Source organism: Bradyrhizobium lablabi, assembly GCF_018131005.1.
GTDB lineage: Bacteria > Pseudomonadota > Alphaproteobacteria > Rhizobiales > Xanthobacteraceae > Bradyrhizobium > Bradyrhizobium lablabi_D.
The window spans coordinates 349,531-370,796 of record NZ_JAFCJK010000001.1 but is presented as its reverse complement, the minus strand read 5'-3'; the positions used below and the strand labels follow the sequence as shown (position 1 = coordinate 370,796).

Annotated in this window: 24 protein-coding genes and 1 pseudogene; 17 read left to right on the top strand and 8 right to left on the bottom strand. The window is 63.2% G+C overall.

Annotated elements, in window-relative coordinates; translation table 11 throughout:
* Positions 1-59 precede the first annotated feature (59 nt).
* On the bottom strand, positions 60-1,232 hold the full coding sequence (locus JQ553_RS01780) for an acetyl-CoA C-acetyltransferase (protein ID WP_212498162.1): 1,173 nt from the start codon (positions 1,230-1,232) through the stop codon (positions 60-62).
* A 111-nt stretch (positions 1,233-1,343) separates the two neighbouring features.
* Here JQ553_RS01780 and JQ553_RS01775 point away from each other — a divergent pair, with 111 nt between their 5' ends.
* From JQ553_RS01775 to JQ553_RS01740, 8 genes and pseudogenes are all read left to right on the top strand, one after another.
* Positions 1,344-2,054, top strand: coding sequence for a TetR family transcriptional regulator (locus JQ553_RS01775; protein ID WP_409363014.1), 711 nt, complete (start codon positions 1,344-1,346; stop codon positions 2,052-2,054).
* Between the two features lie 124 nt (positions 2,055-2,178).
* Positions 2,179-2,937 (top strand): SDR family NAD(P)-dependent oxidoreductase, encoded by a 759-nt coding sequence (locus JQ553_RS01770; RefSeq protein ID WP_212498160.1) that lies wholly within the window; start codon positions 2,179-2,181, stop codon positions 2,935-2,937.
* 63 nt (positions 2,938-3,000) lie between these two features.
* Positions 3,001-3,153, top strand: a pseudogene (locus tag JQ553_RS01765) (enoyl-CoA hydratase/isomerase family protein); the annotation flags it as partial.
* A 139-nt stretch (positions 3,154-3,292) separates the two neighbouring features.
* Positions 3,293-5,167, top strand: a complete 1,875-nt coding sequence (locus JQ553_RS01760) for an AMP-binding protein (protein ID WP_212498159.1) — start codon at positions 3,293-3,295, stop codon at positions 5,165-5,167.
* A gap of 19 nt (positions 5,168-5,186) precedes the next feature.
* On the top strand, positions 5,187-6,314 hold the full coding sequence (locus tag JQ553_RS01755; protein WP_212498158.1) for an acyl-CoA dehydrogenase family protein: 1,128 nt from the start codon (positions 5,187-5,189) through the stop codon (positions 6,312-6,314).
* Between the two features lie 126 nt (positions 6,315-6,440).
* Positions 6,441-7,688, top strand: coding sequence for an acyl-CoA dehydrogenase (locus tag JQ553_RS01750; RefSeq protein WP_212498157.1), 1,248 nt, complete (start codon positions 6,441-6,443; stop codon positions 7,686-7,688).
* Between the two features lie 111 nt (positions 7,689-7,799).
* On the top strand, positions 7,800-9,044 hold the full coding sequence (locus JQ553_RS01745; protein ID WP_212498156.1) for an acyl-CoA dehydrogenase: 1,245 nt from the start codon (positions 7,800-7,802) through the stop codon (positions 9,042-9,044).
* A 110-nt stretch (positions 9,045-9,154) separates the two neighbouring features.
* Positions 9,155-9,853 carry a nitroreductase gene (locus JQ553_RS01740; protein ID WP_212498155.1) on the top strand — a complete coding sequence of 233 codons (699 nt, stop codon included), beginning with the start codon at positions 9,155-9,157 and terminating at the stop codon, positions 9,851-9,853.
* 6 nt (positions 9,854-9,859) lie between these two features.
* Here the strand turns inward: JQ553_RS01740 and JQ553_RS01735 are convergent, their stop codons facing one another.
* Both JQ553_RS01735 and JQ553_RS01730 read right to left on the bottom strand, forming a co-directional pair.
* Positions 9,860-10,645, bottom strand: coding sequence for an enoyl-CoA hydratase/isomerase family protein (locus tag JQ553_RS01735; protein WP_212498154.1), 786 nt, complete (start codon positions 10,643-10,645; stop codon positions 9,860-9,862).
* Between the two features lie 11 nt (positions 10,646-10,656).
* The gene (locus JQ553_RS01730; protein WP_212498153.1) at positions 10,657-11,769 is read right to left on the bottom strand and encodes a cyclic nucleotide-gated ion channel; all 1,113 of its coding nucleotides are present in this window, start codon (positions 11,767-11,769) and stop codon (positions 10,657-10,659) included.
* Between the two features lie 314 nt (positions 11,770-12,083).
* Between JQ553_RS01730 and JQ553_RS01725 the strand changes: the two genes are divergently transcribed.
* Positions 12,084-12,752 carry a Crp/Fnr family transcriptional regulator gene (locus tag JQ553_RS01725; RefSeq protein WP_212498152.1) on the top strand — a complete coding sequence of 223 codons (669 nt, stop codon included), beginning with the start codon at positions 12,084-12,086 and terminating at the stop codon, positions 12,750-12,752.
* Complete coding sequence (locus JQ553_RS01720) at positions 12,749-13,654, top strand: DUF6537 domain-containing protein (RefSeq protein WP_212498151.1); 906 nt, start codon at positions 12,749-12,751, stop codon at positions 13,652-13,654. The genes JQ553_RS01725 and JQ553_RS01720 overlap by 4 nt, the downstream gene beginning before the upstream one ends.
* Before the next feature lie 27 nt (positions 13,655-13,681).
* On the opposite strand, the gene JQ553_RS01715 is transcribed toward JQ553_RS01720, so the two are convergent.
* Both JQ553_RS01715 and JQ553_RS01710 read right to left on the bottom strand, forming a co-directional pair.
* Positions 13,682-13,900 carry a hypothetical protein gene (locus JQ553_RS01715; protein ID WP_212498150.1) on the bottom strand — a complete coding sequence of 73 codons (219 nt, stop codon included), beginning with the start codon at positions 13,898-13,900 and terminating at the stop codon, positions 13,682-13,684.
* A gap of 58 nt (positions 13,901-13,958) precedes the next feature.
* Positions 13,959-14,174: a hypothetical protein gene (locus JQ553_RS01710; RefSeq protein WP_212498149.1), complete on the bottom strand. Its 216-nt coding sequence runs from the start codon at positions 14,172-14,174 to the stop codon at positions 13,959-13,961.
* A gap of 444 nt (positions 14,175-14,618) precedes the next feature.
* Between JQ553_RS01710 and JQ553_RS01705 the strand changes: the two genes are divergently transcribed.
* From JQ553_RS01705 to JQ553_RS01695, 3 genes are all read left to right on the top strand, one after another.
* Positions 14,619-14,825 carry a hypothetical protein gene (locus JQ553_RS01705; RefSeq protein WP_212498148.1) on the top strand — a complete coding sequence of 69 codons (207 nt, stop codon included), beginning with the start codon at positions 14,619-14,621 and terminating at the stop codon, positions 14,823-14,825.
* An 87-nt stretch (positions 14,826-14,912) separates the two neighbouring features.
* Positions 14,913-15,275 carry a PRC-barrel domain-containing protein gene (locus tag JQ553_RS01700; protein ID WP_212498147.1) on the top strand — a complete coding sequence of 121 codons (363 nt, stop codon included), beginning with the start codon at positions 14,913-14,915 and terminating at the stop codon, positions 15,273-15,275.
* 183 nt (positions 15,276-15,458) lie between these two features.
* Positions 15,459-16,217, top strand: a complete 759-nt coding sequence (locus JQ553_RS01695) for a Crp/Fnr family transcriptional regulator (RefSeq protein WP_212498146.1) — start codon at positions 15,459-15,461, stop codon at positions 16,215-16,217.
* 82 nt (positions 16,218-16,299) lie between these two features.
* Here the strand turns inward: JQ553_RS01695 and JQ553_RS01690 are convergent, their stop codons facing one another.
* Positions 16,300-17,706 (bottom strand): TAXI family TRAP transporter solute-binding subunit, encoded by a 1,407-nt coding sequence (locus JQ553_RS01690; protein ID WP_212498145.1) that lies wholly within the window; start codon positions 17,704-17,706, stop codon positions 16,300-16,302.
* A gap of 401 nt (positions 17,707-18,107) precedes the next feature.
* Here JQ553_RS01690 and JQ553_RS01685 point away from each other — a divergent pair, with 401 nt between their 5' ends.
* Both JQ553_RS01685 and JQ553_RS01680 read left to right on the top strand, forming a co-directional pair.
* Positions 18,108-18,461 carry a DUF3307 domain-containing protein gene (locus tag JQ553_RS01685; RefSeq protein WP_212498144.1) on the top strand — a complete coding sequence of 118 codons (354 nt, stop codon included), beginning with the start codon at positions 18,108-18,110 and terminating at the stop codon, positions 18,459-18,461.
* A 179-nt stretch (positions 18,462-18,640) separates the two neighbouring features.
* Positions 18,641-19,036: a hypothetical protein gene (locus tag JQ553_RS01680; RefSeq protein WP_212498143.1), complete on the top strand. Its 396-nt coding sequence runs from the start codon at positions 18,641-18,643 to the stop codon at positions 19,034-19,036.
* Positions 19,037-19,060: 24 nt separating this feature from the next.
* On the opposite strand, the gene JQ553_RS01675 is transcribed toward JQ553_RS01680, so the two are convergent.
* Together JQ553_RS01675 and JQ553_RS01670 are read right to left on the bottom strand one after the other, a co-directional pair.
* Positions 19,061-19,378 carry a YkgJ family cysteine cluster protein gene (locus JQ553_RS01675; RefSeq protein WP_212498142.1) on the bottom strand — a complete coding sequence of 106 codons (318 nt, stop codon included), beginning with the start codon at positions 19,376-19,378 and terminating at the stop codon, positions 19,061-19,063.
* Positions 19,378-20,076: a YafY family protein gene (locus tag JQ553_RS01670; protein ID WP_212498141.1), complete on the bottom strand. Its 699-nt coding sequence runs from the start codon at positions 20,074-20,076 to the stop codon at positions 19,378-19,380. Before JQ553_RS01670 ends, JQ553_RS01675 begins: the two co-directional genes overlap by 1 nt.
* 131 nt (positions 20,077-20,207) lie before the next feature.
* Between JQ553_RS01670 and JQ553_RS01665 the strand changes: the two genes are divergently transcribed.
* Positions 20,208-20,441 (top strand): hypothetical protein, encoded by a 234-nt coding sequence (locus JQ553_RS01665; RefSeq protein ID WP_212498140.1) that lies wholly within the window; start codon positions 20,208-20,210, stop codon positions 20,439-20,441.
* 63 nt (positions 20,442-20,504) lie between these two features.
* Entirely contained in the window at positions 20,505-21,233 is a 729-nt protein-coding gene (locus tag JQ553_RS01660; RefSeq protein WP_212498139.1) for a glutathione S-transferase family protein, read from the top strand.
* The last annotated feature ends 33 nt before the right edge of the window (positions 21,234-21,266 follow it).

Below are 21,266 nucleotides of genomic sequence, written 5' to 3'. Positions count from 1 at the left end.
GCCCGCGGTTCCTTGTCGCTTCCTCTATTCGCTATTCGCCAGTCGCTATTCGCTGGATTTTATAGTCGCTCGACGATGGTGACGTTCGCCATGCCGCCGCCTTCGCACATGGTCTGCAGGCCCCAGCGCTTGTTGCGCTGCTTGAGCGCGTTGACGAGCGTCGTCATCAGCTTGGTGCCGCTCCCACCGAGCGGATGGCCGAGTGCGATCGCGCCGCCATTGACGTTGAGTTTCGCGGGGTCGGCGCCGGTGGTCTTCAGCCACGCGGTCGGCACCGAGGCGAAGGCCTCGTTGACTTCGAACAGATCGATGTCGTCGATGGTCATGCCGGCTCTTTTCAGCGCGCGTTCGGTCGCGGGCAGCGGGGCTTCCAGCATGATCACGGGATCATGGCCGATCATGGTCATATGATGGATGCGCGCTATCGGCTTCACGCCGAGCGCCTTCAACCCTTTCTCGTTGACGATCATCACGCCCGAGGCGCCGTCGCAGATCTGGCTCGCGCTGGCTGCGGTGAGCTTGCCGTTCTCGGCGATCAGCTTGACGCCCTTGATGCCCTCGAGGCTGGCGTCGAAGCGGATGCCTTCGTCGATGTGATGGGTATCGGTCGAGCCGTCGTCACGGGTGATCTGCACCGGAACGATCTCGTCCTTGAAGCGGCCGGCCTGCGTCGCCGCGATCGCGCGCTGATGGCTACCGTAGGAATATTCGTCGAGCTCATCCTTCGACAGACCGTACTTCTCCGCCATCATCTCCGCCCCGGTGAACTGGCTGAACATGATGTTCGGGTACTTCTTTTCGATGCCAGGGCTCTTGTAGTGGCCAAAGCCGTTCTTGGCCGGCAGCGAGGAGGCAAGGCCCATCGGCACGCGGGTCATCGATTCGACGCCGGCCGCGATGACGCAGTCCATGGTGCCGGACATCACCGCCTGCGCGGCGAAATGCAGCGCCTGCTGCGAGGAACCGCACTGGCGGTCGATCGAGGTCGCGGGCACGCTCTCCGGCAGTCTTGAGGCCATCACGGCGTTGCGCGCGATGTTGTTGGACTGCTCGCCGGCCTGCATCACGCAGCCCATGATCACGTCCTCGATCTGTGCAGGGTCGGCGCCGGTGCGCTCGACCAGCGCGTCAAGCACGGTCGCGGCCAGATCGGCCGGATGCCAGCCCGCGAGGCGCCCCCCTTTGCGGCCGCCGGCGGTGCGAGCGGCGGCGACGATATATGCCTCGGCCATGTCGGATCTCCCTGATGTTCTGAATTGGGGCGCCTTCTAAGACGGGCGCGTTTTAAGGGATGGCTCGGCATTTAGTCAATCATTCAATTAACTCTTGAGTGCAACCCCGCCATGGGCTTATGTGCGCCCTCACGTCAGACAGCAAGGACCGGACAGCAGTTGGATACCAGCGCACCAGCGAGACTTCAGGCGAGCAAGAATGCCACCGCCGACAAGCTACTGGTCGCGGCCAGCGAGCTGATGATCGAACGTGCCTCGATCGATGTTTCCCTCTCGGACATCGCGCAGAAGTCCGGAGTCAATGCCGCGCTGGTGAAATACCATTTCGGCAACAAGGATGGGCTGTTGCTGGCTCTGCTCGCGCGCGACGCCGCGACTGAAATGTCGCAGCTCGAATATCTGTTGGCACAGTCGATCACGCCGACCGCGAAGCTCCGACTGCATATCGGCGGCATCATCCGCGCCTATCACCAGTTCCCCTACATGAACCGGCTGATCCATTATCTCCTGCACGAGAGCAGCGCAGAGGCCGCCGACGAGGTCTCGAATTTTTTCGTCGCGCCGCTGCTGGATTTCCATCGCCGCCTGCTCGCCGAGGGAATCAACGCCGGCGAATTCCGCAAGATCGATCCGGTGCTGTTCTACACCAGCCTGATCGGCGCTTGCGATCACCTGTTCTTCGGCCGCCACGCGATGTCGCGCGCGGTCGGCGTCGGCCCGGTCACCGACGAAGTCTGCCGCGAGTACATCAAGCACATGGAAGCCTTGATCTTTGGCGGCGTGCTGGAAGCGAAGGAATTGCAAATGGCGAATAGCGAGTAGAAGCGAATTGCGAGTAGCGAATGGCGAATAGTCGCAAGCGGGCAAGCCTCCTCTTCCCTATTCGCCACTCCCTATTCGCCATTCGCAAGTCCACAGAAGAAACGCTCAAGGAAAGGTTGTACCCATGCAGTTGAAAGACGTTGCCGTTCTCATCACCGGCGGTGGCTCCGGTCTCGGTGCCGCGACCGCCCGCGCCATGGCCGCGAAGGGAGCCAAGATCGGCGTGCTCGACCAGAACAAGGAGAATGCAGAAAAGGTTGCCGCCGAAGTGAAGGGCGTCGCCCTTCATGCCGACGTCACCAGCGAAGAGCAGATGAAGGCCGCGATCGCGAAGGCGGAAGCTGCCCACGGTGTTGCGCGCGTGCTGATGAACTGCGCCGGCATCGGCGGCTCGCAGCGTACCGTCGGCAGGGACGGCGTCTATCCGCTCGAGAAGTTCGCCCGCATCATCAATGTCAACCTGATCGGCACGTTCAACGCGCTGCGCCTGTTCGCGGAACGGGCCGCCACCATCGAGACCATCGGCGAGGAGCGCGGCGTCATCATCAATACCGCGTCGGTAGCGGCCTATGAAGGCCAGATCGGTCAGATCGCCTACTCCGCCTCCAAAGGCGGCATCGTCGGCCTCACGCTGCCGGCGGCGCGCGACCTCGCCAGCCTGAAAATCCGCGTCAACACCATTGCGCCCGGCATCTTCTTCACGCCGCTGCTCATGGGTCTCAACGAGGAAGCCCGCAAGAGTCTTGGCGCCCAGGTGCCGCATCCGGCTCGCCTCGGCGAGCCCGACGAATACGGAGCGCTTGCCGTGCACATCGTCGAGAATGCGATGCTCAACGGCGAGACCATCCGCCTCGACGGCGCCATCCGCATGGCGCCGCGGTAACGACAATCCGTCGCCGTCCCGGCCTGGGATTCGCCTGGCCGGGGCGGTGAGGAGGAGCGCCGCGTGTCTCTACCCCTGCTGATCGAACACAACGACGGAGTCGATTGGGTCACGCTCAATCGCCCCGAGAGCCTCGACGCGCTCGATCCTTCGCTGATCGATGCCCTCAACACCTATTTCCAGGGGCTGCAACGCAATCGCGAGACGCGTGTGGTAGATCGCAATCAGGTCCTGTGCAGCCGCTCTGAGGATTTCCGGGAGGGCATCAGGGCCTTTCTCGAGAAACGAAAGCCTGTCTATATCAGGCGCTGACAAAAGATCCTCGAAAAGGACAAAAAATTCCGGGAGACGCAAAATGAATGGGAGTGCAGCAGCCGCGCTGGAAATGCCGTCCTTTCGCAAGGTGCATTGGCTGAAGCGCGACATCGCCGTCGAGCGGCGCGACGACGGCACCGTCGTCATGAAGTCGCGGATACCGCTCCAGGCCTACGAAACGCACATTCCGGCCTCGCTTGCCAAATGGGCAAAGGAGGCGCCGGAGCGCATCTGGCTCGCCCAGCGTGGCGGTCCTGACCGGCAATGGCGCAAGGTGTCATACGAGGAAGCCAAGCGCACCGTCGATGGGCTGACGCAGGGTCTGCTCGATCTCGGCCTCGAGGAAGGTCGCCCGGTTGCGATCCTGTCAGGCAATTCGATCGAACATGCGCTGATGACGCAGGCCGCGATGCAGGCGCGCTTGGCCGCAGCGCCGGTGTCGCCGGCCTACTCGCTGATGAGCCAGGATCACGTCAAGCTCAAATATCTGTTCAACCTGATCAAGCCCGCCGTCGTGATGGTGCAGGACGGCCCGACCTTCGAGAAGGCTTTGAAGGCGCTCGATCGCACCGGGATCACCGTGATCCACGTGCTGCGCCCCTGCGAAGGCATAAAGAGCGTGTCGTTTGCCGAGCTTGCCGCTACTCCTGTGACGCAAGCTGTTGCGGAGTCGATCGCAAGGATCATGCCGAGGACGGTCGGAAAGTTGCTGTTTACCTCGGGCTCGACCGGCATGCCCAAGGCGGTCATCAACACCCAGGAAATGATGTGTGCCAATGCGGCGATGATGATGCAGGTGCGCCCGCGCGAGCCGGGCGGCACGGCGCCGACCGTGCTCGACTGGATGCCCTGGAATCACACTATGGGCGGCAACGCCGCGTTCAATCCGGTGCTGGTTGACGGCGGCACGCTCTATATCGACGACGGAAGGCCGATGCCGGGCCAGTTCGAGGAGACGATCAAAAATCTGCACGAGGTGTCGCCGACCTATTACGCCAACGTGCCGGCCGGCTATGCCGCGCTCGCCGCGGCGATGGAGAAGGACGATGCGCTGTGCCACAGCTTCTTCAAGAACCTCTCGATCATGGCCTATGGCGGCGCGCGCCTGCCCGACGATCTCTACGACCGCATGCAGGCGCTTGCGGTCAAGACCACCGGCGAGCGGATCGTGTTCTACACCGGCTGGGGCTCGACCGAGACCGCGCCGACCTCGACCGGCACCTATTGGGACACCGAGCGTGTCGGCTTGATCGGCCTGCCGTTCCCCGGCGTCGAACTGAAGATGGTGCCCTGCGGCTCCAAGTACGAATTGCGGCTCCGCGGCGTCAACGTCACACCAGGCTACTTCGGTCAGTTTGAGCTGACCAAGAAGATGTTCGACGAGGAAGGCTTCTACTGCATCGGGGATGCAGGCGTGTTCGTCGATCCCGACGATCCCGTGAAGGGCATCATTTTCGCCGGCCGCGTGGTTGAGGACTTCAAGTTGACGACCGGCACATTCGTCCATGTCGGTTCGCTGCGTACCGATGCGATCGCGGCGGCCACGCCGGTGGTGCACGACGCGCTGGTCGCCGGACAGGATCGTCCGTTTGTCGGCTTGTTGTGCTGGCCGAACCTGCATGCCTGCCGGCAGCTGCTCGGCAATCCCGAGGCCCGCTACGAGGAGGTGGTCAGGCATCCTGATGTCATCGCTTGCCTGAAGAAGGGCCTGCAGACGCATAACGCCTCGACCACGGGCGCAAGCAGCATGCGCGTCGCTCGCGCGATGCTCATGGTCGAGCCGCCCTCGATCGACGGCAACGAACTCACCGACAAGGGTTACATCAACCAGCGCGCCGGTCTCGAGCGCCGCGCTGACCTGGTGGAGAAGCTTTACGCCGACAAGCCTGGCGACGACGTCATCATCCTGAATTGAACGAAGAAGAGCATAAGTCATGAATTTCGATTTCTCCGACGAACAGAAGCAGATGCGCGACGAGGCGCGGAAATTCCTCGCCGAGAAGTGCTCGGCGAAGGCGGTGCGCGCGGTGCTCGACGGCAAGGCCACCTACGACAAGGACCTGTGGAAGGGCCTTGGCGAGATGGGCTTCCTTGGCGTCGCGATTCCCGAAAAGTTCGGCGGCGCGGGCGCCGGCCATCTCGAGCTCTGCGCGATCGCGGAAGAAATGGGCCGCGCGCTGGCGCCGGTGCCGTTCTCCTCCACCGTTTATCTTGCCGCCGAAGCGATCATGATCGCGGGCTCGGATGCGCAGAAGCAGAAGTGGTTGCCGAAGATCGCGTCCGGCGAGGCGATCGGCACGCTGGCGCTGTTCGAGGGCAAGGGCAATCCGTCCCCGAAGGCAATCAAGCTCACCGCCAATGGCGGTACGCTGAACGGTGTCAAGAAGCCGGTGCCCGATGGCGCGATCGCCGACTTTGCGGTGGTCGCCGCGCGCACGGGGTCGAGCGGACGGGAGTCCGATGTCTCGCTGTTTATTATCGACCTCAAGGCTGGCGGCGTCGAGGTCAAGGCGCTGACCAGCATCGACCCGACCCGCGGGCAGGCCGAGATCACCTTCAAGGACGCCAAGGCCGAGCCGCTCGGTGCGGCCGGCGAGGGCTGGGGCGTCATCGCCCAGGTGCTGGATCGCGCCGCCGTGCTCGTTGCCTTCGAGCAGGTCGGCGGCGCCGACCGCGCGCTGGAGATGGGCCGCGACTACGCGCTCGACCGGATCGCCTTCGGCCGTCCGATCGGCTCGTTCCAGGCGGTCAAGCACATGCTCGCCGACATGTATGTCTCGGCGACGCTGGCGCGCTCCAACAGCTATTACGGCGCCTGGGCGCTCTCGACCAATGCGGGCGAACTGCCGGAAGCCGCCGCCGCCGCTCGCATCAGCGCGACGCAGGCGTTCCAGCATTGTGCCAAAAACAACATCCAGGTCCATGGCGGCATGGGATTCACCTGGGAGTTCGACTGTCACATGTACTACCGCCGCGCCAATGCGCTCGCGCTCGGCCTCGGCAGCCTGTCCTATTGGGAAGACGCGCTGATTGACCGCATGCGCAAGAAGAACGCGGCGTAAGCAGGAATCGTAGAATCGTAGGGTGGGTTAGCGAAGCGTAACCCACCATAGACGCGCAAGCGCGCTCGATGAAATTGGTGGGCTACGCCTTCGGCTAACCGACCCTACGCAGACAAGAGAACCGTCATGAATTTCGATGACACCCCGCAGGAGGCCGCGTTCCGCGCCGAGGCAAGAGCCTGGATCGCGGCGAACGCGCCCAAGCAATATGAGGAGGAGCTGCGCAAGGCCTCGCTCGGCCGCGTCCAGCTCAAGAACGCCAACATCCTTGAAGTGGCGAAAGCCTGGCAGAAGAAAAAGGCCGATGCCGGCTGGGCCTGCCTGCACTGGCCGAAGGAATATGGCGGTCGCGGCGCCTCGCCGATCGAGCGCGTGATCTGGCAGCAGGAGGAGGGACCGTTCGGCCGCCTGAGCGCGATGTTCATCATCGGTCATGGCATGTGCGGTCCCACCATGATGGCGTTCGCCGCCGAGGAGCAGAAGCGCAAATATCTGCCGCCGCTAGCTTCCGGCGAGAAGGTCTGGTGTCAGTTGTTCTCCGAGCCCGCCGGCGGCTCCGACGTTGCGGGTCTCCGCACCCGTGCCGAAAGATCCGGCGACGAGTGGACCGTCAACGGCCAGAAGATCTGGACCTCGGGCGCGCACTATTCCGACTACGGCATCCTGCTGACTCGCACCGATCCGACCGTGCCGAAGCACAAGGGGCTGACCATGTTCTTCCTGGACATGAAGAGCCCGGGCGTCGAGGTGCGCCCGATCAAGCAGGCGAGCGGCGCATCCGACTTCAACGAAGTCTATTTCACCGACGTCCGGATCCCTGACTCGCAGCGGCTCGGCAACGTCAATGATGGCTGGAACGTATCGCTGACGACGCTGATGAACGAGCGCATGTCGATCGGCGCCGGCGTTGCCACCGGCTTCCCCGAGCTGTTCGAGTTCTGCAACGGCCTGATGCTGGAGGATGGCCCGGCGATCGAGAACCGCGCGGTGCGCTCCAGGCTCGCGAACTGGGCGGTGAAGGCGAGCGGGTTGAAGTACACCAGCATGCGCGCGATCTCCGCGCTCTCTCGTGGTGAACGCCCCGGCCCCGAAAATTCGATCGGCAAGCTGGTCGCCGGCTCGATGATCCAGGATGTCGCGACCTACGCGCTTGATTTGCAGGGCGCCTCCGGCACGCTCAATGGGCCCGAAGATGCCGAGGTCGCCGGCAAATTCCAGGCGATGCTGCTGCGCGCGCCCGGCACGCGTGTCGAGGGCGGCACTGACGAGATCATGCGCAACATCATCGCCGAACGCGTGTTGGGCCTGCCCGGCGATATCAGGGTCGACAAGGACGTTCCCTTCAACCAGATCCCGACCAAGGGAAGGGCCTAGGAATCGCAGGGCGGGTCGGCGAAGCGTCACCCACCAACGCCCAAGCAACGACGCTCGATCGATGGGTTACGCCTTCGGCCAACCCACTCTACGCAAGAATAGAGGTTCGCCATGAATTTCGATGACACAGCGCAGGAAGCCGAATTCCGGAAGCTCGCTCGCAAGTGGATCGAGGCCAACGCGCCGAAGGAGTTCGAGGAAGAGCTCTCGAAGTCGTCGCTTGGCCGCATCAAGCTCGCCAACCACGATATGGTCGAGGTCGGCAAGGCCTGGCAGAAGAAGAAATCGGATGGCGGTTGGGCCTGCTTGCACTGGCCGAAGGAATATGGCGGCCGCGGCGCGACGCCGATTGAGCGCGTGATCTGGCAGCAGGAAGAGGGTGTCTACGGCAAGCTGACGCAGCCGTTCCAGATCGGCGAGGGTATGTGCGGCCCGACCGTGATGGCCTGGGGCAGCGAAGAGGCAAAGCGGCGGTATCTGCCGAAGCTCGCTTCCGGCGAGGAGATCTGGTGCCAGCTGTTCTCCGAACCGTCGGCCGGCTCCGACGTTGCCGGGCTTCGCACCCGCGCCGAGAAGAACGGCGATAATTGGGTGGTCAACGGCCAGAAGATCTGGACCTCCGGTGCGCATTATTCGGACTATGGCCTTCTGATCGCGCGCACTGATCCGAACGTGCCCAAGCACAAGGGCCTCACCATGTTCTTCCTCAGCATGAAGAGCCCAGGCGTCGAGGTCAGGCCGATCAAGCAGGCCAACGGCATGCAGGAGTTCAACGAGGTCTACTTCACCGATGTGGTGATATCAGACAGCCAACGTTTGGGTGCCGTCGGCGACGGCTGGAACGTCTCGCTGACCACGCTGATGAACGAGCGCATGTCGATCGGCGCGCGGCTCGCGACCGGCGTGCCTGAAATGTTCGAGTTCTGCTCCAACCTGATGCTGGACGACGGGCTTGCCATCGACGATCCTGCCGTGCGCTCGAAACTTGCGAGCTGGGCGGTGAAGTCGAGCGGGCTGAAATATACCAGCTACCGCGCGATCTCGGCGCTGTCGAAGGGCGAACGTCCCGGTCCCGAGAACTCGATCGGCAAGCTCGTTTCCGGCATGATGCTGCAGGATATCGCGGCCTACGCCATGGATCTGCAGGGAGCCGCCGGCACGCTGGCAGGCGAAGCGGAAGAGGAGGCGCGCGGCCAGTTCCAGCAGATGCTCTTGTCCTCGCCCTCGATGCGCATTGCCGGTGGCTCCGACGAGATCCTGCGCAACATCATCGCCGAACGCGTGCTCGGCCTGCCCGGCGACATCAGGGTCGACAAGGACGTGCCCTATAACAAGATCCCGACCAAGGGGCGCTGAGCAGAGCCGTAGAGTGGGCCGAAGGCGTGACCCACCATTCCACTACGACGCACGACAGAAGAGGTGGGTTACGCTTCGCTAACCCACCCTGCAGAGATATGGGGATGCACATGGACGCCACCACCAACCAACTGGATCGCATTGGCGCACTCGAAAGCCTCCTCAACGAGCGCTACTCCGTTCGCGCGTTTCTGGCCCGCGAGGTGCCGCGCGAGATCATGGAGCATGTGTTGACGGTTGCGCAGCGCACCGCGTCCTGGTGCAACAGCCAGCCCTGGCAGGTGCTGATCGCCAGCGGCGCTGCCAAGGAACGTTTCCGCAAGGCGATCTATGCCGAGGCGGCGTCGGGCGCCAGGGACGACCACGACTTCACGCCGCCACGCGAATATGTTGGGGTCTATCTTGAACGTCGCCGCGAGAGCGGCTTCCAGCTCTACAACACCCTCGGAATTCCGCGCGGCGACAAGGCCGCCTACGCCAGGCAGGCGCTGGAGAACTACAATTTCTTCGGCGCGCCCCACGTCGCCATCATCCACACCAACGAGCCGCTCGGCATCTATGGGGCGATCGATTGCGGCGCCTATGTCTCGAACTTCATGCTGGCGGCGCAGGCGCTCGGCCTCGGCACCATTCCGCAGGCCGCGCTCGCTCGCCACTCCGGCCTGATCCGCCGCCATTTCAATCTGCCTGACGACCGCCGGGTCGTCTGCGGCATCTCGTTCGGCTATGCCGATCATGCGCACCAGGTAAACAGCTATCGGACGTCACGTGCGAGCGTGGCGGAGGCTGTCACCTTCGTGGACGAATGACTCCATTCAAAACCTAGGGGCTCGCTTCTCGGCGAACGCTTTGATGCCTTCCTTGATCTCGTCGCCGCGCATGCTGTCGCGGTGTCGTTGGTCGGCGGCGGCTTCGTCGAGTTCGCCCCGGGCGAATTCGTTGATGGCACGCTTCATGCCGCGCATCGCAAGTGGCGCGTTGCCGGCAAGGATCGTCGCTAGCCCGTCCACCTCTTCGTCCAGCCGTTCGACCGGCACCATGGCGGTGAGATAGCCGATCCGCAGCATTTCCGGCGCGGTGATCTTCTGCGCCGTCAGGAACAGCATCTTCGCGTTGTCGATGCCGAGCCGCGACACGTAACGCTTGATGCCGCTCTTGTAGTAGTGCAGCCCGAGCCGCGCCGCCGGCATGAACATTTCGGCGGTGTCGACGCCGATCCGGAAGTCGCAGGCGAGCGCGAGATCGGTCGAGCCACCATAGACGCCGCCATTGAGCCGACAGATCGTCGGCACGCCGAGATCCTCCAGGCGGTTGACCACGACCTCGAATGCGGAGCCGGCGCTCTGCTGTTCGCTAGCGCTGACCGCCCGCTCGGCTACCGAGTTGAGATCGTAGCCGGCCGAGAACGCGCGGCCAGTCCCGGTCAGCACCAGCACGCGGATCGATGGATCGGCCTCGATCCTGTCGAACAACCTCACGAGCTCGCCGAGGTCCTCAGCCTGCAGGCGGTTGAGATGCTTGGGACGGTTGAGGCGAATGGTGGCGTGCGCGCCCGCAATCTCGAGCACGGGAGCGCTGGGGGTCTCGGCCGTGTCCGGCATTGCTGTCTCCGTTATCTATTTTCGAGTTCGCGCCGCTTCGCCTCGGCGTCGATGGTCTGGGCGAGGTCGGGATGCCGTGCCATCAACAGGCGGAAATCGACGAGGTCAAGCACCAACAGTCGCGTGACCTTCGTGGTCGCGACATCGGCGCCGCGCACGGCGTTGCCAAGCAGCGCCATTTCGCCGAAGAACGCGCCTTCGTCGAGCTTCACCTTCTTGTCGCGCAGGTCGACTTCCACCTCACCGGCGGCGATGAAGTACATGCAGTCGCCGCGGGTGCCCTTGCGGATGATCATCGTGCGGGGCGGCAGGTCCATCGTCCGCAGCATTTGGGTGACGTCGGCGATCGCACCGGGGCCGAGGTTGGCGAAGAACGGCACTTTGCTGACGGTTTCCCAGGTCTTGAGGAAATTGTCGCGCCGGGTCTCGGCGGCAAAGCCGGTCGCGAGAATGCCGGTCCACAGCCCGAACACGCCAAGGCCGGAGATCATGACGAGCGCGGCGACGATGCGGCCGAGGGGCGTGATCGGGACGACGTCGCCATAGCCGGTCGTGGTCAGCGTCACCACCGCCCACCATAGCGCCGCTGGCACGCTGCCGAAGGTCTGCGGCTGCACGTCGCGCTCCAGGTAGTACTCGGCGACGGAGGCCAGGAACACCACCATCAGGAAGATCACGAGCACGCTGAGCAGCGGACCGGACTCCAGCACCAGCACGCGCCGGAGCTGCCGCAGGCCGGGAATGCCCGGCACCACCTTGAGCACCCACAGGATACTGAGCAGCCACGCCGTCTTGGGCTCGACGCCGCAGACGAGGGCGAGCGGCACGGCAAGCGCGCCCGTCGCATCCACCAGCCCGGCGCCGGACAGTGCGTAGAACCACAGGCGCCCCTGCCGCCCCAGGTGGCGCAGCCGCACCAGCCATTCGAACACGAAATAAGCCAGGCATAGCCAGAGCAGGGCATTGACCCAGTGATGCGTTGCGTCATAGGCGGGCGCGGTGGTCAGCAGCACCATCATGGCGACGCCGAGGATCACTGCGATATAGGCCACCGCGGTCATGTTGCGGCCGGCGGTGGCGGAAACGAAATCTGCCAAAACCGGAAGGACGAGCCGCCTGGACATCGGACGTGTGTTGCCTGTCGATGGACTGCTTGAAACGGCCCCGCCAATACAGGGCCTGCGCCACAAGGTGCCCCGCCCCGGGGGAGCTCGTCAACGCGTACCGACTAGCGGATTCGGGCCGCAGTGCCCTCATCCATTTGGAGAATACGCCTTACCATTCCGTCATGAAATTAATCAGGGATTGGTGAGAATCCCGACAAAACGTCGCTTTTTCCCCTTATATCGGGCATGCAGCCCGATACTTGCGACCACAGCCGAGCGGTGGCGACTAATATGGCGATTGTGTTCACTTCCTGAGAATTGGTTGGTTTCCAATGGATACCTCACATCTCGCACAGCACGCCGGCGCTGCCGGCAGCTTCTTTGCATCGATCTTTGTGGTCGCCACGCTGTCGATGCGGACCATGATCCCGCTGCGTGTCTTTGCCATCCTGACCAATATCATCCTGATTGCGACCGCGATCCCGACCCACAATTACGCGACGCTGATCCTGCATTCCGTGCTGCTTCCGCTGAACACATACCGCCTGCACCAGATGCTGCAACTCGTGCGAGACGTGAAAAAATCGGTCAATAGCGACCTGTCTATGGAATGGCTGAGGCCATTCACGACCGAGCGCAAATTCACCGCAGGCGAGGTCCTGTTCTACAAGGACGAGAAGGCCGACAGCATGTTCTACATCGTCAGCGGCCGCTTCCGCCTGGTTGAATCAGGCATCGAATTGCCGGTCGGCGCGATCGTCGGCGAGTTCGGCATGCTGTCGCCGTCGAACACGCGGACCCAGACGCTGGAGTGCGTCGAGGACGGCGTGGTCCTCTCCGTCACCTACGACCAGGTCGAGCAGCTCTATGTGCAGAACCCGGCTTTCGGATTTTACTTCCTCCGGCTCGCCAGCGCCCGGCTATTCCAGAACATCTCGACGCTGGAGCAACGGCTGGCGCAGCAGACCGCGCCTCCCGTCGCGGAGCCGAAACCCGCATGAGCAGTGGAGGCGCCGCAGTGCCGGATGACGACGGTCTCCTGGCTTCGCTCCGATACCTGTTCTCCGACATTATCGGAGAGCAGGACGATGCGCCGCCGACGTTGCCCGAGGCGCTGCCATTTGAGCTTGCACCCGTGGTGGGCGATGCCATCCATTCGCTGATCGAATATCAGGGCGTGAGCTACGCACAGCTCTATGTCGACCGGCTCAAGCGCTTCGTTGGCAGGCGCGGCGTCGATCGGGCCATGCTCCTCGACATCGCGCAGCTGATGGCGCAACGCATGGCCTATGAGGATCCGATCCGAATCGCCCAGATGAAGCTCGGTGAGCTCGATCAGGCGGCCGGATGCCTTGCGGCGCGCTCCGCCGACGATATCAAGAAATTTCGTCTCGATGAACTGATCGGAGCCCTGCCCGCCATCGTCGCCGATCCCGCGCTCGGTCTTCTCGATCAGTTTGGCTGGCTGCGCAGGAACGTCTCGATCCGCTTCAGCGCCAACAGCCGCTTCAGCGTTCGCCGCCTCAAGATCGAAGCCGGGTTGAAACGCTGGCGGCTGTTCTCCGTGCGCTATGCAATGGAGCGGGTCTGGGTTGAGCGCTGGCTGCACATGATCGATCGCAGCCTGACCAAGCAGCCGCAAGCGACCATGGCGGTGATAGAGACCGCAACAATGATTCGGGGTTACGGCGATTCCTATCGCCAGGGCCTGGCGGACTGGCACGCGATCATCGACGGGCTGGCGAAGCCGACCTTTGACGGCGTGCTGGCGCTCCGCGATCTCGCCGGCGCGATCGCCGAGGCGCGCGCCGCCATCATGCCCGATCCCCGACAGGCGTCGTTGAAACGCACGATCGCTGAAATCCGCGCGCGGGCGCCGGCGGTCGCAAGCACCGCAGGCTGATGCGATGGATTTGAGAGAATTGTCGCGTCACTTGTAGCGTGGCGGCTCGTCGTAGCCGTGACGGCTCGAATAAAACAGCGATCCCATCAGGCTGACACCGACGATCACGGCGAACACAATTCCGACGGCAAGCGTCAGATAGCCGTGCGCGGGCATCGCGCCACCGGGCAGCGTCAATGCCTCATAGACGTAGATGCCGACGGTTGACAGGATCGCCAGCAAGGCAATAGCCAGCACTGCGCGCATGGGCTGCCTCCATGGCGCCGATCTGCGAGACGGCGCGACCAAGGCAACGCGACGGGGGCTATTTGGCTGCTACGGCGACCTCTGTCAGCGCATCCTGGCCCGCTTCGGTCAGTTCGGCGAGCGTCGTCCTGCCGTTCTCGGCGCATCTAATGATCTGTTCGGCAACGCGCTTGCGTTGGACATGTTCCTCGCCCCTTGGATCGGTTCCGCACACGCAATCCAGCGCGGCATTCATGATGGCGAGCGTACGTGAATCAAATTTCTCCTCGATCATTGCAGCCCTCCTGTTCGGGCCTGCCTATTTGCGCAGCGTCAGCATCTCGCTGACCTCCATGGCGGCTTCGGTCTGTCTTGCTTTCTTCATCAATGCATCGCGGTCACGTCCCGGCGGCATCTTGCGCGCTATGCTTCGCGCATCGTCGGCAAATCTCTGAAGGCGATCCTCGAATGAAGCCGGTGGGCCGCGACCTGTTGCGTTTCTTCTTGGGCATGTCGCCTCCGATGGAACAAGGATGTTAGGCGGGTTCCGGAAAGTCGTCGTTAACCTGTGACACCGGTCGGAACAAAAATCGCTGGCGCGAAGGGCAGGAACGATTTGACCGGCTGTGCGTAACACCGATGCGTTCGCCGCTCGCCCCCCGAGAGCGGTGAACCTCCGGTGACGGGCCCCGGCGAATTTTGTCGTCGGGGCCCGCGTGGCTTTGAGGGACCATTGCAAATGGCACATTCCAATCAAGGTATCGTCAAGGACGACAAGGGTCAGGAGCAGCCCGCCGACAAGCGGCGCGCCCAGACCGCCCACAAAACCATTCCGGAAAGACCGGGTTCGCGGGAGGCGACGCGAGATCCGAAGCTTGCGGACGGCGACAAGACGCCAGGATCGGGCATGGTGCCTGACGACCGCGGCGATCCGCCGACAGGCTGAGGACGTTCCCGCTCTGCAGCAGCGGCAGTGCGGCAGGAACGATGGTCCCGTTCCCCTGTTGCCATCGAAAGTCGAAGGAGATCCGACATGGCAATGGGCGAAGATGAGACCGGCAATCTGATCGGTAGCGACAAGGTCGAAGGTACCGCAGTGTATGGCGCCGACGATCGCAAGATCGGCTCGATCGAGCGCGTGATGATCGACAAGGTGAGCGGACGCGTGTCGTACGCAGTGCTCGGCTTCGGTGGAATCCTGGGCCTGGGCAACGATCATTACCCGCTGCCCTGGCAGTCTCTGAAATACGATACGCGCCTTGGCGGCTACGTCACAGGCGTGACCGAAGACCAACTCCGCAACGCGCCGAGCTACGCGAGCGACCGGGACTGGAATTGGTCGGACATCGCCGCGACACGGACCGTCAACGATTACTACGGCGTGCCAGTCATCTGAAGGCGCCGCACCTTGCCGAATGATCAAGGGGGCGGCTTCTGCAACGCCGCCGAGGAGCACGAGCCCCTGAATTTTTCAGGCGTCTGTACACTTGTGAGCATACGCCAACAGCTGTGGAATATAACATACGTTATTGAAATCCGTCCGGCGGTTACCCCATGAGCGTAGGGGGAGACCATGTCATTGGCATCGCTAGTCCGGAAATTGGAGCAATTCGTTCGCCTCTCGCCGCTGGATCATGCCATCCTCAATCGAGCGTCGTCAGAGCGCGTGCGCCATTTCGGACCGCGAGTCGATATCGTGCGCGAGGGCGAGAAACCCAAGGACGTTCACCTGATCCTGTCCGGCTGGGCCTACCGCTACAAGCAATTGGAAGATGGCCGTCGGCAGGTGGTATCATTCTTCCTGCCCGGCGACATTTGCGACGTGAATGTTTTCATCCTGCGCGAGATGGATCATTCGATCGGCACCGTCACCTCGGTTTCGATTGCCGATCTCTCCCGCGAGTTCTTCGAACAGGTGGCCGCCGGACATCCGCGAATCGTCATGGCCTTCTGGTGGGAGACTCTCGTCAATGCCGCGATCCAGCGCGAATGGACGATGAATCTCGGCCAGCGCACCGCGTTGGAACGTATGGCCCACCTGCTCTGCGAGATCTGGCTGCGCCTGAGGCTTGCCGGGCTGACCAACGGCGACAGCTGCGATTTTCCGCTGACCCAGGCTGATCTGGCCGATGCAACCGGCCTCTCCAAGGTCCATGTCAATCGCACCCTGCAGGAGCTGCGCGCCGCCGATCTGATCGTGCTGAAGGGGAAGACCCTTGCGGTCCCCAATCTGGACCGCTTGATGCGCGCCGGCCTGTTCAATCCGAACTATCTGCATATGGACCACGAGGGACGGCAACTGGATGCCGCCGGCACGACGGACGCCGCAGCCGGGTGAGGCGGGTTGCCGTCTGGCGGCGGCCCGCCCGCCGCACCAACCACACAAAAGGGGATATCCTGCGACGGATTGTCGCGCCCCCTCACGCGCTCTGAGCGGCTTTCACCACCACGACATTATCGTCCGGCGGTGACGGGTGGCGATTGAGATGGTCGCGGCGCAGCGCGATCTCGTCGCGGACGAATTCGTAGCCGAGCTTGAACGTATCGAGGCCGTCGCTTTTGATGGTGCCGTCGCGCAAGCCTATCACCGCTTTACGCAGCAGCGTCTCGAGCTCGTCCTGCAGCTCGTCGAGCTGGCCGATGCATTTGGCGTGCTCGGTGCGCTCGCCGATGTCGAGGATGGCGGTAGCCAGTTCGCCGGCCCTTTCCGGCGCGATGCGGGTGATCTTGGTGTAGATCGCGGCGAAGATCGAGCCGATGATGCTGAGCGCGGCGACGCCGAGATACATCATATCGCTGTAGCGATCCATGAACGACTTGGTGTCGTCATTGATGTAATCGGCGGCGCCCGGATGGGCGATGATGAAGGCATCCTTGTCGGTCTCCGCCGGCTCGATCTTGGAGGCGAAGCCGTCATCGAGCGCGAGATCGGACTTGTTCTCATAGACGATGCGCGCAAGCTCGGTTGCCGTCGCGGTCGGCATCGATGATTGCGCGATCAGAAGCCATTCGAGCCCGATGGTATCGATCTCGTCGTCGGGAATGGCGGGAGAGGACGAAAGCAGGCCGGTCGAGACCGTCTCCTCCGAGATCGCCGGATGTTTGCGCGCGAGCGCTTTGGCCGCATCGATCGCGTTCAAGGTGAAGCCTCCGCCGCGCCTGGCATATTGCTCGTAGGTCTTGTCCTTCATGATCTTCGAGGTGTGCTCGATTGCGATCACCGCGCCAAAGCCCGCAGCGAACAGCTTTTCCAGGGGGGTGTTCGACGGCGCCTGCTGTACCCGCTGCGCAGCATCGGGACTGTCGGCAATATCGAGCGCGTTGCGGACGAAGTTGACGTTGTTATCGCCGTCGCCGACGACGGCGATCTTCTTCTTTTTGAGGTCGGTGACCGATTTGATCTTCTTGCCGCCCGGGCTCAGCACCAGCACCACGTCGCGTTCGAGGATAGCAATCGCGCGGGCGCGCGGCGGCACCTTGGCGTCGGCGCGCAGGATCGCAAGGCCGGCATCGCGGCGGTCGAACTGCGCCAGCGCCTTGGCGCTGTCGGGATTCGGCGCGATCTTCAGTTTGAGCCGCGACGAATCGTTCTTCAGGACGGCGGCGAGCTTTGCGGCAAACTTCGCCTCCGGACCGTTGGCATCACCGACCGCAAATACTACGGTCTCGGAATTGCGCAGCCAGGTGCGGCCGCCCCAGACGGTCGCAGCGGTCAGAATTAGAGTGAGCAGGGAGAAGGTAACGATTTGAAAGCGGTTGCTCTTCACAACTCCGGCGCGAGGGCGTGGCCGTGCCGGCGATGGTGGCGTGGGGGCATCAGCGCTCATGGCTTATCACCCGTCCCGAGACCGTTTGCCGCGCCTTGACCGACGGGCATTAGCTCGGTTGAAATCGTAAACGCCTATAAAAGAAAGAAAATTTCACAGTCCATGAATGATATCGCTCCTCGGAGGGAATGCAAATCGACCGAGGGCAGTAACGTTAACTTGTGGCGCCGTTGCCGCGATGCCGCATCATCATCGCGGTTCGAGGGTGTATTTGCGACTACTCACAGGTGCATTCCGCCGTCGGAGATGTCATAAATGAGACCAGCCTTGTCCGAGTTTGTGAAGTTGTGCTGACGGCCTGACCCGGATTTCTTGCGATCACATTCACCCCAGCGAAGGGCGTCAGCTTGTTGCTTCCCTCCATGTCATCGTCAGTGTCGGTTGGTGCCCTGGTGGGTTGGATGCTGCTTCTCACCGCGAAGCACATCATCGCGGACTTCATGCTTCAGACCTCCTGGATGGCGATCGGCAAGGACCAGAAGACCGGCTGGGCGATGCCGCTGCTTGCGCACTGCCTCGTCCACCTCGCAGTCGGGCTGGTCCTGATCCTCATCGTTGCGCCGCGCTTCTGGTACGTCGCCTTCGTCGACTTTGTCATCCACATCCTGGTCGACCGCGCCAAGGGAATCTGCGCCTCGCATTTCGGCGTGACGCTTGAGTCCGGGCATCCCTGGTTCTGGACCCTGATCGGTGTCGATCAGGCGCTGCACCATCTCACCGGCTTCGCGCTGTCGATCTACATGGCGGCCAATTGAGTCCCCGGGCCGTCCTTGCGGCGACCTGACCCGAGCAGTGTAGAGACCCGAATCAGCCGCTCGCGATCCGCGGATGTGATTCGCCCGCAACGGGCAAGGGGTTCGGATGACGACCGGGGCCCGTGGTTAACCCTTCGTTAGAGAATTGCGCGGCATCTTCGCGTACAGGGGGAACCGCAATGTTTTCAAGCCGTGACGCCTTCGACAACGATGCCTGTCCGGTCGGTGAAGAACTGCTCGGCCAGATGTACCGCGCCAATCCCAACGGCCTGTCGCTTCTGGTGGCAAACGTGTCACCTGACATCCGGGCGAGGCTGGCGCTGTTCTGCTATCGCCGCAGCCATCTGCACGCGCTGGCGCTGGCAATTGCGACGAGCTGCGCCGAGCGCGAGCTGGTGTTTTTCGGCGGCCGAGTCGGCTCGACCCTTTACGCGCTGTCACGCGAGCCCGTGCGCGCCGCCGCACCGCACGGCAGCCGCAAGCCGATCACGCTGTCGACCAAGCCGCTCTCGACCTTTGTGCCGCTCGTCGATGAGCTCGACGATGAAGACTTCGGTGATGTGGTGACGGCGTAGGCCCGCAGGTCTGCTTGCAGTGCCTCAGATGAGCGGCAGCCCGTGGCGCCGCCGCGCCATCGCACATTCCACATCGCCGGGCACGCAGGTCCGGCACACTTCCGGCCGAACCGCATAGATGTCGCACCGCGTCGCCACCCCGATTTCGCCCGACAGCGCCGCGCATCGCTCGCCGTTGCAGCGCATGCCCGACAGCCGCTCATTCACGAATTGCGCCGGGATCAGCTCGAGCTGCGCGTCGTCCTCAATGGTGAAGCGCGGCCAGTTCTGCGAATAGCTGCAGCAGGCACCGCAGGATTGGCAGGGGCCCTCGTCCACGGCGTCGATGTCGCTTGCGGTCATCAGGTATCCCTCGGCGCTTCCCATACGAGGCTGCGGCGCCATCGCGCGCGCAGGAGATCGCGCCGCTCCGGATATTTCTCGTCATGGTAGATCGCCGCGACGACCCGGTCGGTGCGGAAGCTGCGGAAGTCCTTGCGCAGCTCGCACCAGGCTGCGAGCAGCCGCACTGCCTCGTGATAGCCGACCGCGATCGGCCAGATCGTGCGCTCTGAGTCGCGGCCATGCTCGTCGCGATAGTTCAGCGTGATCTTCTTGCCCTCATGGATCTGGGCGCGGGTCTTGACCATGTCGATGCGGTCCGGTTCCCGGTTCCACGCCGATCGGGCCCGGCTCGCCGGTTCCAGCACAAACGGCCGCAGCCGGTCGGGCACCGTCTCGGCGATCTTGGCCATCAGGTCCTCGGCGGCACGCCCCAGCGCCGGGTCGGCGTGGCCGATCACCCATTGCGCGCCGAGCACGCAGGCCTCGATCTCGTCCGGCGTCAGCATCAGGGGCGGCAGGTCGAAACCCTTTTCCAGAATGTAGCCCATGCCAGCCTCGCCACGGATCGGCACGCGTTGCTCGATCAGCGTCGCGATGTCGCGATAGATCGTTCGCTTCGACGTCTCGAGCTCGGCCGCGATCGCATCTGCCGTCAGGGGCTTTCGGGTGCGGCGGAGCACCTGGATGATCTGAAACAGCCGGTCGGCGCGTCTCATAGTCGGTCTCTGGGCTCTCGATCGATCTCTTGGCTCGTCTTTTTTGCATCCTGCCGCGCTGCTGCTGACAGCATGTTGGCAGCAGGTGGGGCCTATACCAGGACAACACCTCAAGTGAAGGGAATTTGTCCATGACGAATCTTGAAGAGCATGGTTTCCGGCAGGCGCAGACCTTCGCGCTGGAACAACTGACCACAGTCTACTCCACCTCCGGCGATCTGCGCTGGGCCCTGGTTGTGGCGCTGGCGCAGGCGGTCAGCGCGGCCTGGTCACATGGGCGGGCGCGTATTGCCAAACGGGTTCGCGAAGCGGTTCGCCGCTTCGCTCCCGTCGGCCCGTTCGACGGGGAATGCCACTGCTGCTGACACCATGGTGGCAGCAGGCGGGCGCTAGCGTCGCTCGCGAAACCAGGCAATCGGGAGTTTCCCATGATTACGCTTTACGGCTTTGGCGCGGGCTTCGGCTTACCCGAAATCAGCCCGTTCGTGACCAAGACCGAGGTCCAGCTCAAGATGGCCGGGCTTGAGTATCGCAAGGAAACGGCGATGCCGCCGGCCTCGCCCAAGGGCCAGTTGCCGTTCATCGCCGATGACGGCGAAGCGATTGCCGATTCGACCTTTATCCGCGCCCATCTCGAGGGCAAATACGGCTTCGACTTCGACGCGCCCTTGAGCCTTCAGGCGCGCGCACAGGCCTGGGCCTTCGAGCGCATGATCGAGCATCACGTCTATTGGGCATTGGTCGGCGCGCGATGGGTCGACGACACCAATTTCGCCAAGGGGCCGGCGCATTTCTTCGACGCGGCGCCCGACCACTTGCGCGACAAGCTGCGCGAGGACGCTCAATTCCGTGTCGCCGAGAACTATCTGTTGAGTGGGCTCGGCCGCCACGCGCCCGACGAAGACGTCGATCTCGCGATGCGCTCGCTGTTTGCTCTCTCGGTGCAACTCGGTGACAAGCCCTACCTGATGGGCGAAGCGCCCTGCGGTACTGACGCCACCGCGTTCGGCGCGCTCGCCGGAGTCCTGACGCCGTTCTTCTCCTCCCCATTGCGAGAGCGCACCGAGAAGTTCGGAAACCTCGTCACCTATGTCGACCGGATGATGCTGCAATATTATCCGGAATTCGCCTGGGCACCGCTGCAGCAGGCAGCGTAGAGTATTGTCGGTTCCGATTGAGTGCTCCTTGTT